At 57.7% G+C, this 13,690-nt stretch carries 30 protein-coding genes; all 30 read left to right on the forward strand.

The genetic code is table 11. The annotated features are described in order from the left end of the window. Window positions 1–48 precede the first annotated feature (48 nt). Window positions 49–237 (forward strand): hypothetical protein, encoded by a 189-nt coding sequence (locus HMPREF3147_RS00895; protein ID WP_070443453.1) that lies wholly within the window; start codon window positions 49–51, stop codon window positions 235–237. Further along, entirely contained in the window at window positions 234–1,127 is an 894-nt protein-coding gene (locus tag HMPREF3147_RS00900; protein WP_070443455.1) for a YqaJ viral recombinase family protein, read from the forward strand. Before HMPREF3147_RS00895 ends, HMPREF3147_RS00900 begins: the two co-directional genes overlap by 4 nt. Continuing rightward, the gene (locus HMPREF3147_RS12785; protein ID WP_168160890.1) at window positions 1,128–1,295 is read left to right on the forward strand and encodes a hypothetical protein; all 168 of its coding nucleotides are present in this window, start codon (window positions 1,128–1,130) and stop codon (window positions 1,293–1,295) included. A gap of 2 nt (window positions 1,296–1,297) precedes the next feature. Next, on the forward strand, window positions 1,298–2,125 hold the full coding sequence (locus tag HMPREF3147_RS00905) for a hypothetical protein (RefSeq protein WP_070443456.1): 828 nt from the start codon (window positions 1,298–1,300) through the stop codon (window positions 2,123–2,125). After that, window positions 2,126–2,599 carry a single-stranded DNA-binding protein gene (locus tag HMPREF3147_RS00910; RefSeq protein WP_070443458.1) on the forward strand — a complete coding sequence of 158 codons (474 nt, stop codon included), beginning with the start codon at window positions 2,126–2,128 and terminating at the stop codon, window positions 2,597–2,599. A gap of 9 nt (window positions 2,600–2,608) precedes the next feature. Further along, window positions 2,609–2,803: a hypothetical protein gene (locus tag HMPREF3147_RS00915; protein WP_070443460.1), complete on the forward strand. Its 195-nt coding sequence runs from the start codon at window positions 2,609–2,611 to the stop codon at window positions 2,801–2,803. Beyond that, window positions 2,803–3,009, forward strand: a complete 207-nt coding sequence (locus HMPREF3147_RS00920; RefSeq protein ID WP_070443462.1) for a hypothetical protein — start codon at window positions 2,803–2,805, stop codon at window positions 3,007–3,009. Before HMPREF3147_RS00915 ends, HMPREF3147_RS00920 begins: the two co-directional genes overlap by 1 nt. Window positions 3,010–3,017: 8 nt before the next feature. Beyond that, window positions 3,018–3,452 carry a dUTP diphosphatase gene (gene dut / locus HMPREF3147_RS00925; protein ID WP_070443464.1) on the forward strand — a complete coding sequence of 145 codons (435 nt, stop codon included), beginning with the start codon at window positions 3,018–3,020 and terminating at the stop codon, window positions 3,450–3,452. Beyond that, window positions 3,436–4,197 (forward strand): DNA-methyltransferase, encoded by a 762-nt coding sequence (locus tag HMPREF3147_RS00930; protein ID WP_070443466.1) that lies wholly within the window; start codon window positions 3,436–3,438, stop codon window positions 4,195–4,197. Before dut ends, HMPREF3147_RS00930 begins: the two co-directional genes overlap by 17 nt. Next, on the forward strand, window positions 4,194–4,346 hold the full coding sequence (locus HMPREF3147_RS12790) for a hypothetical protein (protein WP_168160891.1): 153 nt from the start codon (window positions 4,194–4,196) through the stop codon (window positions 4,344–4,346). Before HMPREF3147_RS00930 ends, HMPREF3147_RS12790 begins: the two co-directional genes overlap by 4 nt. After that, complete coding sequence (locus HMPREF3147_RS12795; protein WP_070443469.1) at window positions 4,324–5,478, forward strand: hypothetical protein; 1,155 nt, start codon at window positions 4,324–4,326, stop codon at window positions 5,476–5,478. The genes HMPREF3147_RS12790 and HMPREF3147_RS12795 overlap by 23 nt, the downstream gene beginning before the upstream one ends. Next, the gene (locus tag HMPREF3147_RS00940) at window positions 5,475–5,876 is read left to right on the forward strand and encodes a RusA family crossover junction endodeoxyribonuclease (RefSeq protein WP_168160892.1); all 402 of its coding nucleotides are present in this window, start codon (window positions 5,475–5,477) and stop codon (window positions 5,874–5,876) included. The genes HMPREF3147_RS12795 and HMPREF3147_RS00940 overlap by 4 nt, the downstream gene beginning before the upstream one ends. Further along, on the forward strand, window positions 5,873–6,022 hold the full coding sequence (locus HMPREF3147_RS12800; protein WP_168160893.1) for a hypothetical protein: 150 nt from the start codon (window positions 5,873–5,875) through the stop codon (window positions 6,020–6,022). The genes HMPREF3147_RS00940 and HMPREF3147_RS12800 overlap by 4 nt, the downstream gene beginning before the upstream one ends. After that, a complete protein-coding gene (locus HMPREF3147_RS00945) occupies window positions 6,019–6,399 on the forward strand; it encodes a hypothetical protein (RefSeq protein ID WP_070443471.1) in 381 nt (126 codons plus the stop codon). Before HMPREF3147_RS12800 ends, HMPREF3147_RS00945 begins: the two co-directional genes overlap by 4 nt. Then, the gene (locus tag HMPREF3147_RS00950) at window positions 6,396–6,746 is read left to right on the forward strand and encodes a hypothetical protein (RefSeq protein ID WP_070443473.1); all 351 of its coding nucleotides are present in this window, start codon (window positions 6,396–6,398) and stop codon (window positions 6,744–6,746) included. Before HMPREF3147_RS00945 ends, HMPREF3147_RS00950 begins: the two co-directional genes overlap by 4 nt. Then, window positions 6,739–6,912: a hypothetical protein gene (locus HMPREF3147_RS12805; RefSeq protein WP_168160894.1), complete on the forward strand. Its 174-nt coding sequence runs from the start codon at window positions 6,739–6,741 to the stop codon at window positions 6,910–6,912. Before HMPREF3147_RS00950 ends, HMPREF3147_RS12805 begins: the two co-directional genes overlap by 8 nt. Before the next feature lie 368 nt (window positions 6,913–7,280). Continuing rightward, window positions 7,281–7,619, forward strand: a complete 339-nt coding sequence (locus HMPREF3147_RS00960; protein WP_070443477.1) for a hypothetical protein — start codon at window positions 7,281–7,283, stop codon at window positions 7,617–7,619. Further along, on the forward strand, window positions 7,612–7,923 hold the full coding sequence (locus HMPREF3147_RS00965; protein ID WP_070443479.1) for a hypothetical protein: 312 nt from the start codon (window positions 7,612–7,614) through the stop codon (window positions 7,921–7,923). The genes HMPREF3147_RS00960 and HMPREF3147_RS00965 overlap by 8 nt, the downstream gene beginning before the upstream one ends. Beyond that, a complete protein-coding gene (locus tag HMPREF3147_RS00970; RefSeq protein ID WP_070443481.1) occupies window positions 7,916–8,266 on the forward strand; it encodes a hypothetical protein in 351 nt (116 codons plus the stop codon). Before HMPREF3147_RS00965 ends, HMPREF3147_RS00970 begins: the two co-directional genes overlap by 8 nt. Continuing rightward, window positions 8,259–8,606: a hypothetical protein gene (locus HMPREF3147_RS00975; RefSeq protein WP_246815677.1), complete on the forward strand. Its 348-nt coding sequence runs from the start codon at window positions 8,259–8,261 to the stop codon at window positions 8,604–8,606. The genes HMPREF3147_RS00970 and HMPREF3147_RS00975 overlap by 8 nt, the downstream gene beginning before the upstream one ends. Further along, entirely contained in the window at window positions 8,593–8,835 is a 243-nt protein-coding gene (locus HMPREF3147_RS00980) for a hypothetical protein (protein ID WP_141740693.1), read from the forward strand. Before HMPREF3147_RS00975 ends, HMPREF3147_RS00980 begins: the two co-directional genes overlap by 14 nt. After that, the gene (locus tag HMPREF3147_RS00985; RefSeq protein ID WP_070443485.1) at window positions 8,832–9,047 is read left to right on the forward strand and encodes a hypothetical protein; all 216 of its coding nucleotides are present in this window, start codon (window positions 8,832–8,834) and stop codon (window positions 9,045–9,047) included. Before HMPREF3147_RS00980 ends, HMPREF3147_RS00985 begins: the two co-directional genes overlap by 4 nt. After that, on the forward strand, window positions 9,044–9,460 hold the full coding sequence (locus tag HMPREF3147_RS00990; protein WP_070443487.1) for a hypothetical protein: 417 nt from the start codon (window positions 9,044–9,046) through the stop codon (window positions 9,458–9,460). The genes HMPREF3147_RS00985 and HMPREF3147_RS00990 overlap by 4 nt, the downstream gene beginning before the upstream one ends. Then, window positions 9,457–9,699: a hypothetical protein gene (locus HMPREF3147_RS00995; protein WP_070443488.1), complete on the forward strand. Its 243-nt coding sequence runs from the start codon at window positions 9,457–9,459 to the stop codon at window positions 9,697–9,699. Before HMPREF3147_RS00990 ends, HMPREF3147_RS00995 begins: the two co-directional genes overlap by 4 nt. Then, a complete protein-coding gene (locus HMPREF3147_RS01000) occupies window positions 9,696–9,998 on the forward strand; it encodes a hypothetical protein (protein WP_070443490.1) in 303 nt (100 codons plus the stop codon). The genes HMPREF3147_RS00995 and HMPREF3147_RS01000 overlap by 4 nt, the downstream gene beginning before the upstream one ends. Further along, window positions 9,995–10,231 (forward strand): hypothetical protein, encoded by a 237-nt coding sequence (locus HMPREF3147_RS01005; protein WP_070443492.1) that lies wholly within the window; start codon window positions 9,995–9,997, stop codon window positions 10,229–10,231. Before HMPREF3147_RS01000 ends, HMPREF3147_RS01005 begins: the two co-directional genes overlap by 4 nt. Then, a complete protein-coding gene (locus HMPREF3147_RS01010; protein ID WP_070443494.1) occupies window positions 10,228–10,680 on the forward strand; it encodes a hypothetical protein in 453 nt (150 codons plus the stop codon). Before HMPREF3147_RS01005 ends, HMPREF3147_RS01010 begins: the two co-directional genes overlap by 4 nt. 232 nt (window positions 10,681–10,912) lie before the next feature. Next, entirely contained in the window at window positions 10,913–11,632 is a 720-nt protein-coding gene (locus tag HMPREF3147_RS01015; protein ID WP_070443496.1) for an AAA family ATPase, read from the forward strand. A gap of 158 nt (window positions 11,633–11,790) precedes the next feature. After that, window positions 11,791–12,114 (forward strand): P27 family phage terminase small subunit, encoded by a 324-nt coding sequence (locus HMPREF3147_RS01020; RefSeq protein WP_070443498.1) that lies wholly within the window; start codon window positions 11,791–11,793, stop codon window positions 12,112–12,114. 16 nt (window positions 12,115–12,130) lie between these two features. Continuing rightward, the gene (locus tag HMPREF3147_RS01025) at window positions 12,131–13,684 is read left to right on the forward strand and encodes a hypothetical protein (RefSeq protein WP_141740694.1); all 1,554 of its coding nucleotides are present in this window, start codon (window positions 12,131–12,133) and stop codon (window positions 13,682–13,684) included. The last annotated feature ends 6 nt before the right edge of the window (window positions 13,685–13,690 follow it).

Here is a 13,690-nt window from a genome sequence, read left to right on the forward strand (position 1 = left end):
CTGCCCACGTCACGCTTATCACGCACGAAAAACACTTCAAAGGACAGCATGAATACACCGAATAAGATGCCGCCACATTTGACCAGAATCCACCCGTATTTCCAGTACATGGAGCCGTTGATTGAGGAGGCGGACGACGTGATGAACGCCTTCATGGACAGGGGCTATGACCCTGACATTGCGTGCACCCTGACTGATATGACCCTGGCCCGCTATGACGAGAGGAGGACGAAGTGAGACGCTACGAACCAGCAGACAATGAGGATTGGCTGGCGTTTCGTCAAGGAAAGTTGACCTCGACGGAGCTGGCCCGCCTGCACTGTAGTAGGAATGCGGCGACGTGGCACGAGGTACGCGACGCCAAAGAGAACGGCTCGAAGTTCCACGGCAACCAATGGACAGAGTGGGGCAGTGCCCGCGAACCCCTGTTGGCCCAGGTGCTGATTGACGAGGTGGATTCACGCCTCGTCTACAACGCGGAGCCGCAAACTATCTTCCTGCCCGATGATGAACGGCTCTCGTGCACACCTGACCTCTACGCCGAAGACCTTGAGGTGATTGGGGAGATTAAGACCAGCACCCAGCCCTTCCAAGGCGGTCGCTGGCATGACTGGTGCCCTGACCAGTACTACTGCCAAGTGCAGGCGAACATGCACTACACCGGGGCAGAAACCTGTGCCCTCATCGTTGAGGTGCATGAGGACTTCACACCGGTGGCGCTCGACCACCAAACCATCCTGTATGACCCCAAGTTTGCGGCGGAGCTGATGGACACCGCGGGGGAGTGGTTCGCATGGCTGGACGGCACAACACCGGACTGGATGGGCGAGGTCACCTCACTGGAGGCGGTGGATGAGGTGACTAACCTCGTCGCGCAGTACGCCATGCTCACCACCGAAATAGACGACCTCAAGAAGCGCATCGTGAATCTCAAGGCCGAAATCCTGGCGCTGACCGGCGACTCACACACCGGTGATTACGGCGGCTACCACGTAACGGTGTCCACCACGCAGCCCAGCAAGGTGTTCGACTCAGCAGCGTTCCGCAAAGAACACAAAGACCTCTACCAGCAGTACAAAACCAAGACCCGCGCAGGGTCAACACGCCTCGCCATCAAGGAGAACTAAATGCCTATCTGGGGAAAGCAACTACCAGAAGCAGACAGCGACACCCGACAACTGGCCGGAAACATGGCCTCCATGGTCTCCGCCTACATCGACGCCGGATTCACCCGCGAAGAAGCAATCCAAATCGTCACCACCATCTCCATCGCCTACTTCACCAAGGAGCAATAACCATGAGCAACCCGTACACCCTCGAACCCACCCCCACCCCATACTCCATCGAACCCACCATCAACACCTCTGAGGATGGCCTTGACCTCCTCACCCGCCAAGCCGAAGCTATGGGCGCAGCCCACAAACTCGCCACCGTCCTCTGCAACACGGCGATGGTACCGCAAACTTTCCGGGGCAAGCCTGATGATGGTGCCGCCGCCATCCTCTACGGCGCAGAGCTCGGGTTGAAGCCACAGCAGGCCCTACAGCAAGTGTTTGTTGTGCATGGTCAGCCCGCTATCTACGCCCGCACCATGGTCGCACTGCTGAAGGCGAAGGGGTACCGATTCCAGACCGTAGAAACCAGTGATGAGAAAGTCACGGTACGCGGCACCTCACCAGCGGGTGAGACTGAGGAATCCACCTGGACTATTGAGCGCGCTAAGAAGGCGGGCTATACCAGCAACAAGAAGTATCAGACTGACCCGCAGGCCATGCTGTACGCCAAAGCCGCATCTGAGGTGTCCCGCAAGCTCGCCCCTGATGTTCTGCTCGGTATCAAGTACGCCGCCGAAGACCTGGAACTGGAGCCGGTCAAGATGACCGCTACTCGTGAGGATGTGCGTGCGAAGGCAGAAAGCGCGCCGGTGCCAGCGTTGACCAAGAAGCCGGAGCCGGAGGTGGTGGATGATGACCTCATCGCAGACGTGAAGGAAACGTTGGAGAGTTTCACCACCAGCGAGCAGGTCAACGATTTCGCCGCTAACCTCAAGCAATCCGGTGAAGTACCAGACGCAGTGATCGACCTGTGCCGCGCCCGCTGGGCAGAGCTGGAAGGAGAAAAGTAAATGGCTATTAGCATCACTATCAGCGGAAACCTCATCAAAGACCCAGAGCAGCGCTTCACCCCAAACGGTAAATCTGTGGTCTCATTCACCGTTGCTCACAACATCCGCCAGTACAACCAGCAGTCACAACAGTGGGAGGATGGTGAACCCATATTCATGGATGTGGACTTCTGGGGCAAGAAGGGCGAGAACTTCCTGCACGACTACACGCAGAACGGGAAGCGCCCCGTGGTGGTCATCGGAACCCTGAAGCAGGACCGCTGGGTGGATAAGAGCACTGGTGATAAGCGCTCCAAGTACAAGGTGAACGCCGATGAGGTCTCATTCATCCCACGCGGACAAGGCGGCGGGCAGCAGCAGCAGTCTTCGGCTCAGCAGCAGTGGAATCAGGCCGCATCCCAGGGCCAGACCGCCACTACGGGGGCGTGGGGTGACCCCGCACCCGTAGGCCAGCAAGGCGAACCTCCCTTTTAGGTGACTGGTATGGATGCCGCCTACTACCAAGAAAAGCTGAAAGAGCTAGAGGGCAGGCTCCTCGCCTACGCTGACGGCATCGACCACCTCAAGCATTACAGCAACGATGATCCAACCCCCGCAGAATTACAAGACCTCGGGGCGGCAGACCTAGCCAAAGCAGCTGCACACGTCATAGCCCTCATCAGACGAGGCGAGTACTAATGCCCTACGTGGAGATGACAGCGGCAGACCTACCTCGATTCAAGGTTTGCCGCATCGTCCTCAACCTCGATTCTTATGACCCGCGCCTTGTGCCAGACCGCCTAGTCTACGCCTCCCAAGAAGGTGACTACGTGCACGGGGCAACCCGCGACGGACGCTTCACCATCGAAGCCACCGCACCAGTCCTTATAGACCCTGAATCCTAGGAACCTCAATGAACGTTGATTACAGTCTCGATGCTCATGCTTACCCGCCGCGTCGTGCTTATACGAATGATGCTGGCAGTGACCTGGCGTTGAATCATCCGGCGATTATTCCAGCAGGGCAGCACCGCCTCTGCCACACAGGGGTGCATGTAGCAATCCCCAAGGGCCATGTTGGCATGGTGTTCGTGCGCAGCTCAACGGGGGTTAAGAAACACCTCGTGTTGAGCAACGGCACCGGCATCATCGATAGCGGATACACCGGGGAAATCATGCTCTCGTTGCACAACACCGGACGCCACATGCAAACCATCCCCGAAGGCCACTACATCGCCCAGTTGGTCATCCTCCCCATCCCCGAAATCAGACTCAACCGCGTTGACGCCCTCGACACCACCCAGCGCGGCACCAACGGAATTGGAAGCACCGATGCATCTACAGCATGATCATTTTCAGAATTTTAAGCGCTATTCCATCCCAAAAGCACAGCTAATCATCGCAGACATTCCCTACAACCTAGGCACCAACGCCTATGGATCTAACCCCTCCTGGTACATCGGCGGAGACAACAAGAACGGGGAATCCGAGCTCGCTGGCAAGCAATTCTTCGACACAGACAAAGACTTTAACGTGCCGGAATTTATGCACTTCGCTAGCCGCATGCTACGCCCAGAACCCAAAGCAAAAGGCGAAGCCCCATGCATGATTGTGTTCTGTAGCTTCGAGCAGCAGTGGCCACTTATTGAAGCAGCGCGGAAAGCCGGGTTTAAGAACTACATCAATTTGGTGTTAAGGAAACGCACTAGCCCTCAGGTGCTTAAAGCGAACATGAGGGTGGTGGGAAACGCGGAATACGCATTAATCCTGTACCGCAATAAATTGCCCATGTTCAATAATCACGGCTCCATGGTCATGAACGTCATGGATTGGCCTCAAGACTACCGCGATGTTCCCAAAGTGCATCCCACACAAAAGCCAGTGAAGCTCATGGAAAAGCTCATAAGCCTTTTCACTAACCCTGGTGATGTGGTCATTGACCCATGCGCAGGATCAGGCTCCACATTGGTAGCTGCAGAAAATTTGAATCGGCGCGGGTATGGCTTCGAGATCAAAAAAGAATTCGTCCACGCCTTCGAAACGCAGATGAAACCATCCGTAACCCAAGGATTGCCGCTATTCGAGACCGCATGACCACCCATCAGCAGCGTGAGGACATGCGCGCATGGTTGGAATCCCAAGACGTGTACTGCGCCACGCCCATGTTCCTCGACGCACTCATCCAACTGTTCCAAAGCATAGAGAAAGGAGGAAAAGAAGATGAGGGATTTTGCTCAGATTAAGTTGTCTATCTGGAACGATGACGCGTTCCTCGACCTGAGTAACAATGCTCAGCTGTTGTACTTTGTGCTCATCTCGCACCCCACCATGAACCGCGCCGGCGTGGGAACGTGGCATGCGGGCCGCTTGTCTGGGATGTGCTCGACCTGGACACGGCAGGATGTTGAGCGTGCCGCCTGTGAACTTATTGACGGTCGTTTCATCGTGGTTGATGAGGACACTGACGAGTTCCTGGTGCGTACTTTCGTGCGGCATGACGGGTTGATGAAGCAGCGGAACCTGGCGACGACTATGGCGCGTGAGTTTGCTGCTGTGGGCTCTAGGGCGATTAAGGGTGTTGTTGTTTGGGAGCTTCAGAGGCTTCATGAGGAGCACCCAGAGTTTAAGGGTTGGGGGTCGGATGAGGCGTTGGCGTTGTTGAAGAAACGCGCAATTGACCCTTCCAGTGACCCCTCGGTTTACCCCTCCATTCACCCCTCCATTGACCCTAGCGTTGACCCCTCGGTTGACCCTTACGTTAAGGGTGCCGTTGACCCTAAGGTTGACCCTTCCATTGACCCTAGGGTTAAGGGTGAACCGAAGGGTTCGGTTGACCCTAGCGTTGACCCTAGCCCTACAACCACAACCACAACCACAACCTTTTCTAGACGTTCGCAGAGGGTGGAAACGCCGGAAGGGGTTGAGGGGGTTCGGGGGAGAAGGGGAAACCAAACCACCGCCAACGAAGGTGCGGAGTCGGACGCATCGAACCCCCCTCCTGAAAGTCTCGACGAGTTGGCGGCGGCTTACGCCGCACGCACTCGTTGCCCGAAGCATCGCCACATCCCGGATGGGGAGTGGGTGGATGAGCCGTGCCGTGAATGCCAAAAGCTGCGTGAGGGCACCGTGGCGGAGGAGGCCCGGGCCGCTGAGGCCGAGAAGGAGGCCCGCCGCGCCGCGATTGATGCTTGCGACCTGTGTGACGACAACGGCATGAGGTACGCGAACGGGATTGCCGAACGCTGCGACCACAACACCGCAACAGGCCCAATTCATGGGCCAGCAGCCCCACAGAGCAACAAGCAGCATATCGACGGGCAATCACCCCAAACCACAACTTCAAAGCCTCACAAGCGAAAGGAGGCCCCATTTTGAACATCCTCACTTTCCGTGTCCTTGGCGAACCCGCCCCGAAGGGGAGTAAACGCCACGTCGGAGGTGGCCGCATGATTGAGTCCTCAAAGAAACTCCCCGCGTGGATGCGGGCCGTCACCCAAGAAGCCGCCAAATACCGGCCCAGCGAGCCCGTAGACGCCCCCGTGAGTGTCTTCATGGACTTCTACCTACCTAGCCCGAAACGACCCCGCTATGACGTTCCAGCGGTCAAACCCGATGTGGACAAACTAGCCCGCGCCGTCCTTGACGCTCTCGAAGCCGCCGGCGTCATCACCAACGACAGCCGCGTCACCAAACTCAGAGCCACCAAACACTACGCCAACACCGCCACACCACCCGGCGCAGACATCACAATTTTTTGGAAGGAAAACAAATGACTATTCGCGAAAAATTCCATAAGTGGCTGGAGGAGGAACCTTTTGACATCATCCTCCTAGCCCTCACCAATGTCGCGTTCATACTGATCGGCATATTGACCCTATCTGTCATCATGCTTGCCACGGTCATAGGGGGTGCGCAGTGACCGAAGACGACTACTGGGAGCGGGTGCGTGACATCCGCAAAGACGACCAGATTCTGTACGACGAGCGTTTCACCCCGCCATCGGAGAACCCCAACAACTGGCGGCAGCGTGGCCCGATTCTGCTTGGCCCGCGTGACGAGTTCCTAGTCATCGGCGCGGTGCGCTACGCAAGGAGCCGCGCCACCTACACCGTCAAGGAAACCGTGGACTGGGTAATCAAACACTGGGATGACCTGAGTGACAACACCCGCCGTGTCATCGCCCGCGACGTGCGCGAAGAATGCGACTACCGACAGGCCACACCCCGCAGCGTCCTCAGCGAAATCGACGACCCCGACTGGCAACGCCTACTCAACCACATCAAGGAGAACCAATGACCAGCCCAACCCGTGAGCAAATCCTGGCTGCGCACTACGCCACAGAGCAGCTTGCACTCTTAGCAACCTCCATCACGGAAAGGCACGACGTGAAGGACTATCGGGAAATGATCCTCAAAGCCCTCCCACCCAAGCCACAACCCACAATGGCCGAGGTGGAATGGGACGACGATAAGCACTACCTCGCAGAAGCGGCGACTGTGGGCGGGGACAAGGTAATCATGCTCTGGGAGTCCACGATGGGGCGTATCTCCGTCATCGACGGCGGGATTGTGGGGACTTTAAGAGCCGAAGACCTCACCCCGACGGGTAAGCGCTACACCCTCACAGAGGTGCAGGATGACTGAGCCGCGCTACGTAGAGGTAGGGGACACCATCGGGGCATGGCGTGATTACGAGGTGACCATCCGATTTGAGGAGCACCCCGACCGGATGAAAGTCCTCACCATGAGCCGCGAAGAAGCGGCAGTGCTCCGCGACAAACTCACCCGATACCTAGGAGACCACCAATGATCGGCCCTTGGCAGAGGTGGTTCGCCTGGCACCCTATCCGCACCCAGCAGCACGGGTGGCGCTGGCTACGCACCGTAGAACGCGCACTGCACTACCCACCCGACATACCGTTCGCACCCGACCCGTTCTGGGTGTACCGCCCCACGCCTGACAACCGACACGAAACGGAGAACACCAAATGAGTGTAAATCAAATGGATGCATACTACGCCACCTGCGACTGGCGTGGCTGTCCCACAACTCTCGAAAACCTCACCGAAAGAGACATGCAAAAAGCCCTGGTTTATGGCGGGTGGGAGATTGACGGCGCACTTTTCAACGGTGCACACACCTACTGCCCTGAACACGCCGAGGTAGAGGGATAAACCAATGACTGACTTGAGTACCACCAACCTGAAACGGCTCCTGGCCGAGGAGCGGAGCAATCCCCCCGAGATGCAATGGACGTACAAGGGAGCCGCCGCCAGCAGTATCCACCACGACTACCCCAGTAAGCATGAAGAAATATATGGGTTGAAGGCAGAGATGGAGCTTAGCCAACTGGTCGCCCTAGACACCGAGATAGCCCGCGAAGCCCTACGGATGCGCGAGCAGGTTAAAGGCCTAATTCTGGCTATGGAAACCAAAGCGGCAAATAACGAGTGGCAAGACCCCGCAACCATCGCTAGCTACCTCAAAGAAATCGTCCTAGGAGACACCAATGACTGACTTGAGAACTAAGTACATTCAGCACCTACTCGCTGAGGCCACACCCGGCCCGTGGGAGCGCCACCCGGATAACCCACGAATGCTATGCAACCTAGAGCGAAAGTTCGCGGTACATGCTGAACTCACCAAGGGTAAAGGCGCGGCACCGCAGCCGGAGGATGTAGCTAACACTGAGCTAATCGCCCTGGCCCCAGACCTCGCGCAAGAAGTCCTACGGCTACGGCACGAGATGGACTCCATGCGTATTCACGTGAAGTACCTCCGAATGAAGCCCGACCAGCCCCTAGGAGACCACGATGACTAGCCAAGACCGGGCCGCAAAAGCGATTGAGCACGCAGTCAAACGCGGATACACCCCAGAGCAGACAGCCAGACTGCTAGACAAGTTCAATTTGCTCACACCAGACCTGCCAGAGCCATGCATCTACCCGGACACCGGGGAACACGAATGGCACATGGAAGACGGCTACGTGTCTGTGGAGGACGGCATTATTCACGTCATCCACGACGAAGCAGGGGATGACCGTGAGCCTGCGGAGCTAGACCCTGACCCTGGTGAGCTTCGCTTCTCGAACACCACCAAGGCCCGTGAGACTGCCTACTCGATTCTCGCCGCCTGCGACCTAAAGGACACGCAAGATGACTAACTATGACCGTGCCCTCCGCGTGCTCGAAGACGCCCGACGCCCCGGCGAGCACCGCATCCACCCGCACGACGCGGTAGAAGCACTCGCACAAGCCGGACTACTGGCAGAGGATTTGCCTAAGCCGTCTAGGGGCATGGGCACACACGGCGCAGTCTGGTACCTACCCGGGCCCATAGGCGATATCCGCCGCATGGGGGAGCACATCGTGGTCTTCGGCCATGACTGCCAAGAAAAGTCTTTCCGCTTGGTGCTCAACGAAGCGGAGGCAGTCGCCATTGGCCGAACGATACTCGCAGCAGCCAAGCACAAGGAGGGGGCGCAGTCCAATGGGAATGTATGACAGCTTCATCGACCGTGTAGGGCGCGAGTGGCAGACGAAAGAGCTGGACTGCACCCTGCGGGTGTGGCGACTCGGGGACAAGATCGAAAGCGAATACATACCTAGACAGGGAACCGTAACCATCCGGGTCTATGACTATGACGAATCAAAAAAGGGGCTGGTAGATGCGACCGTCAAGGTGGTCAACGGCGTTGTGAAATCAATCAGACCAGATAAGGAACAAGCATGAGACTGCACAGAATCAACATCAGTCCACGCGGCGTCACCCTCGACGGCATCCCACTCCTACACAGTGACGAAGCCCCAAGAGTCGAAACACTCCGCCCCAACCTCCACCGCGTGCACCTCGCTGTCTACGCGGACAGTGTTCAACTCGACGGCGACAGCCACCAACTCCCCGAAGCTACACCCATCTACGACCGCATCAAAGGACAAGCATGACTACTCTCGCAGACCTCACACCCGAAGAACGCGCCGAATGCATAGGTTTGTGGGGCAACCATACATTTTGGGGCCAAGTGCTCATTTCAATCACTGACGGCGTGCAATTTCGCGGCGTAAATGTGGAGATCATTTGCTTTGTTGACGGGCGACCCGTGCGCGAATGGGCAAGCACGAGTGAAGTCACCCCGCGCCCCGACCTGCCCCGCGCCTGGGCACCAGACGGCACACCACCAGAAGGGGAATGGGAGTATGTACCAGAAATCTGGAACCCGTGGCTTGACGATTGGCGCCCCATCGACGACGCCACCACAAACGAGATAGCAGCCGAAGCGTGGATGGGGATGGAGCAGTTCAATGACGAAGGGGGTCGCGTTCGGAAACGCTGGGTAGGAAGTTGGGAAGAGGCATGAATCAGGTAGTCCCGGCCTACGTGTTCCAGGCCAAGCTACGTAAGGCCACCGCACGGGAGCGGTTCGAGGAGGAAAACCAACGCCTTGAAGCGAACACGCGAGCCACCAGGTGCTGTGAGTTCATCACCACCGGCGCGCACCCGGAGCACGACACTCACCTGTGCCTCCGCAAAAAGGAGCACGCGGGCTACCACCAAGACAAAAACACCGGGCTCAGCTGGAAATGGGAGGAAGCATGAAACGCTGGAAAGTTACTAAAGGGGGCGGCAAATGGTACGCAGTCGAACACGGTTTGGTGCGCGTTAAACCATGCCCCACCTGGGCCGAGGCCATGGAATACGCAGACCGTAAATCTCGACTAGCCCCAGGCATCACCATCGAAGACCCCAGCGGCCAATTCTGTGACCTCACCGCCACCAACAAACGAGAGTATATTCACCTCAAATCATGCGGCGACACCTTTAACCTCGCACCACACGAATGGAAACCACTAGCGCTCTTCCTACTCGATGTAGACCACCTGGTGGGGAAAGCATGAGTCGCTGGAAGGTCTACAAAGACAACGAGGATAGGGCATGGCGGTGGATAGCGGCACCCGATCACGCCAGCTGGTGGGAGGAACCCCAAGGCCGCCGCTTCCCACAATGGGACATGGCAATCAGGTACGCCGACCGAATGGCTCACCACCCACTACCCAGACCCACCTGGAACGGCAAAGAAGTAGCGGAGGCGCTGCAAGCCCTCGGCTTCAAACAGGAGGAACAAGAATGAGTGTTGACGAGCAACAATTCCGCGACACAGCACGACGCCTAGGCCGACTCTATGAGCAGCTGCATGAGCTGAAGCACGCCCGCCCTAAACCACCAGAAGTACGGGTGATGAGACCAGCGCCTGGCCCACAGTCCCCGGGTAACTGGTTGTACGTCGCCACCTACATCGACCAAGAACAACGGTTGCGTGAGGTTGCGTTCAACGCCTTCCACGACATCGGTGTACGCATTCACGACAACGATGCAGCAGCCCCACGACTCTGCCAACTCCTGGCCTTCCACGCACAAGCCGCCAGCGAACTCACCTGGGCCGCAGACCTACACGACGAACTCACCAACCAAACCCGAATCATTGATAGGAGATGCAACCCAACCACCAACGCCAAACAACTACTACGAAGCCAAAGAATCAAACGTCACTTAGTCAACAAATACGGTGACAACACTTGACTTCCCACACCCCAAAAGTGATACGCTAGCGCTAACGAAAGAACCCCGGCAACAGCTGGGGTTCTCGTCGTTTTACACCCCTGGCGCATTTCTGTGTTTCCAACCAGTAATTTTCGGGTTCAATCGCCAGGGGCACCAAGTCTTACCGCCTGCCCCACCACACGCACCCCAACGGGGCGAGGCCACCGGCCCACGACCGGAGTAAGACACAAAGAATGGGAGGGAGGTTGCTGTGGCTCTCATCATCGTCACCGGACCGCCTGCTGCTGGTAAGACCACCTATGTTACTGAGCATGCGAAGCCTGGTGATGTCCGCATCGACCTCGACCACATCGCCAACACACTCGCAGGCGAAGACCAAGGAAACCACGAGCACGCGGCGCACATCCTCACCGTCGCCAAGGCAGCACGCCAAGCCGCCATCGATAGCGCCATGAAACAGGACTGCACGGTATGGCTTATTCACACCAAGCCCACGCCTAAGCAACTCGACAACTACCGCAACCTGGGCGCGACCATCCACGTCGTCGACCCAGGCAAAGATGTGGTGATGAAACGCTGCAAAGCAGAGCGGTCCAAAGGCTCACTGTTTGCCGCCGCGAATTGGTACGACAACAAACCAGCAGCGAAGAAAAGCACCCATGAACGCGGCTACGGACACCAACACCAGCAACAACGTCGCAAACTCATGGCACAACTCAAAGACGGCACACCATGCCCAGAATGCGGCAGGCCAATGTTCAAAACCGCTGCCAAAAACTTCGACGGCGCAGCCCTCGAAGCCGACCACGGCCCAGGCAGCGCGCTGAAGTACGCGCAGGACAAACAACACACGAAAGCCACGCGGCTGCTACACCGCACCTGTAACCGCAGCGGCGGCGCATGGGACAAACCGCGTCCCGCCAAGCCTGCAAGTGGGAAAACCACAGGTCAGGGCTTCGTCTGGGCATGACCAACTTAATGAAACCCGCCACCGATAATCTTAGGCGGGTTGGTCGCCTGACTCCGCCCCGTCTGCCCTTGAGTCAGCCCGTCTCTCTCCCCACGTAACGCCGGATTTTTCGGGCCTGTGTGCGTGTCTGACGGCCTAACAGAGAGTGAGGTAAGGAAATGACCCTTGAGGATTTAGAGAAGGGCTTAGCGGACGGCAGGGAACTGTCGGAGTTCGACGCTCGTGCGGTCGCCATTGTGGCCCAGTTGATTGGTCGTGTGCGTGAGGCCCGCGAGATTATCGCTGCTGAGGGGCCTTTGGCAGCAAAGGAGTCGGGGGAGCCTATCGAGCACCCGGCGGTGAAGGTGGAGCGGATGGCCTCAGCTGAGATTCGGGGTTGGGTGAAGGAGCGACCTGACCTGTTTGGGCAGCGCTCTGGCTCGGCGGGGGCTGATTCAGCCTCGAAGGCGGATAAGTTCGGCGGTTTCAAGCTCGTGAAGTAGATAGTGGAGGTGTCTGGTGGGAAAACCTGAGTGGTTGATTGGGTGCCAGACACCGACTCGTCAGCATGTGCCGGTTGGTGACGCTGAGTTTGCCGATAAGGCTTGCGAGTTTGTCCGTTGGGCTGGCCTCAGCTTGTACCCGTGGCAGGAGAACCTGCTACATGATGCTTTATTGCAGACTGATGATGGCATGTGGGCTTCGCGTGAGGTCGTGGTGTCCCTGGCCCGCCAGAACGGCAAGGGCGAGGTGCTTGTAGCCCTAGAGTTGGTGGCTATCTACCTGTGTGGTGCGGAGCGCATCATGCATTCGGCGCACTTCCTGGATACTGCGATGGATGCGCGTGACCGCCTGTGGGATGTCATTGAGGCGAATCCTGCACTCATGGAGTGGTGGGAGGATGAGTACCCGGGCGAGTACCCGAAGCCGGTGCTTGGTAATGGCAAGGACGCTATCAAGTTCCCGAATAAGGCGAAGATTTACTATCGCACACGCACGAAGAAGACCGGTCGTGGTTTGTCGTTTGACTGGCTGATTTTCGATGAGTGCTTTGACCTCCCAAATGAGGTTTATGCGGCGATGAATAACACGACGAAGGCGCGGCCGAATGCGCAGAAGGTGTTTATCTCTTCGCCGGTGAATACTCGCGAGCACTTTCATGGGGCTATCTTCTCTGCGAAGCGTTGGGCTGCGTTGGATGGTGTGGACGGCATGCTATTTAAGGAGTGGTGCCGTGAGGAGGATGATGACCCATTTGATGAAGCTACGTGGGTGAAGGCTAATCCGTCGTTGGTGAATGAGCCGCGTCCTGGTGTGCAGTTGGATGAGGTTCGTGCCGAGGCTGCTTCGGCGCGGTCGTCGGAGGCGCTTCTTGAGCCGTTCCTAGTGGAAACATTGGGCCAGGGGGAATGGGTTCCGCGTGATGGTGACCTGGTTGATGACTTTGTCCCCGTCGTTGATTTTGAGGATTGGTCTGCTGCGTCGGCGTTGATGCCGTCGTCGTTGGGGGAGTCTTGTTTGGCGGTGGATGTGACGCCGGATGGTGAGTCTGTGGGTGTTGTGTCCGCAGCAGCGTGGGGAGACAAGGTGTTTCTGTCGCTGGCTCCGTATGAGGAGTTTGACCGTTCCCTTGTGGTTGAGAAGGTCGCTAGCACGGTGAAGCTGAATGACCCGTCGGCGGTGGTGTTGGACCCGTCGGGGCAGTGCTCAACACTGGTTGACCCTTTGCGGGGTATCGGGGTTGCCCCGGAGACGTTGAGTGGTTCGCAGGTGTCGAAGGCCTACGAGTTGTTTCTCCGCATGTGCGCAGAGAAGCGGATTGCGCATGATGGTTCGCCGCGTTGGCTGGATGCGCTTGGGGTGGCGCAGGAGCGTTCCAAGAATGGTCGGTATCGCAGCCTTGACCGCTACTCGGGGGACGTGACTGTGCTGGTAGCCGCGTCGCTTGCGGTGTGGGGGTTGCAAGAGTTCGGCATCGGAAACGTTGAGGTTGAGGTGAAGCGCACCCGGCATTATGTGAGCTCGGCGCGTGGTGTGAAGAAGCAGCGTCGTGTGTCTGAGATGAGTTTCTAAGGAGGT

The sequence above is a fragment of the Corynebacterium sp. HMSC05D03 genome, assembly GCF_001807205.1.
GTDB classification, from domain to species: domain Bacteria; phylum Actinomycetota; class Actinomycetes; order Mycobacteriales; family Mycobacteriaceae; genus Corynebacterium; species Corynebacterium aurimucosum.